Genomic DNA, 706 nt, shown 5'->3' on the forward strand with positions numbered 1-706 from the left:
TGCCGAAATTGCTGAAGGCAACCCCCCGGAGCCTGTTGTTGCTCCTGTTACTCATGATCACTGCCCCAGGTATGGCCGCTTGTCGTAGCGAGAGCGAAATCCCCTCAACCACGCCAACTGCTGATTTTACCGATCACGGCGATGGTACCGTCACTCACCAAAGCACAGGGCTGATGTGGATGAAATGCCCCCTGGGGCAGAGTGGCGTAGACTGTGCGACAGGAATTTCTCATACCTATACTTGGGAGGGTGCACTACAAGCTGCCGACGCCACTACTTATGCAGGCTATTCTGATTGGCGACTGCCCAACAAGAATGAGTTATCCTCTATTTTGGAACGTCGCTGTTCCGGCCCTGCCATTAACGCTACGGTGTTTCCTGGAATACCACACTCGTATTCCTTTCATTTCTGGTCTTCGTCGCCGTATGCCCACGGTTCGGGCAACGCTTGGCTTGTCGATTTCGGCGATGGCGGCAACTACAGGGCCTACCGCTACGACTCTCGGCATGTGCGGCTAGTGCGTTCCGGACAGTGATTTGACATTTTTGGATTTTATACTTTCCGCACTTGAAAATTTAGCCTCCTCAGTAAAATCTGTGGGTCATTGGCGGAGTAGGCAGATTCCCAAGCGCATGATATAACGCGATTTCTGCGCCCCGATAGGTGCGAAAGCCGTAGGAATTTCTCGTGGTGACTTTTGCCTTG

1 protein-coding gene is annotated in these 706 nt (G+C 52.7%); it reads left to right on the forward strand.

Annotated features, from left to right (window positions below):
- The coding region (locus ACOCD2_RS24040) for a DUF1566 domain-containing protein (RefSeq protein ID WP_419617273.1) at positions 1–536 on the forward strand (536 nt) is incomplete at its 5' end.
- Between the last annotated feature and the right edge of the window lie 170 nt (positions 537–706).

The organism is Thiolapillus sp. (assembly GCF_048562965.1).
Classification (GTDB): Bacteria; Pseudomonadota; Gammaproteobacteria; order Chromatiales; family Chromatiaceae; genus Thiolapillus; species Thiolapillus brandeum_A.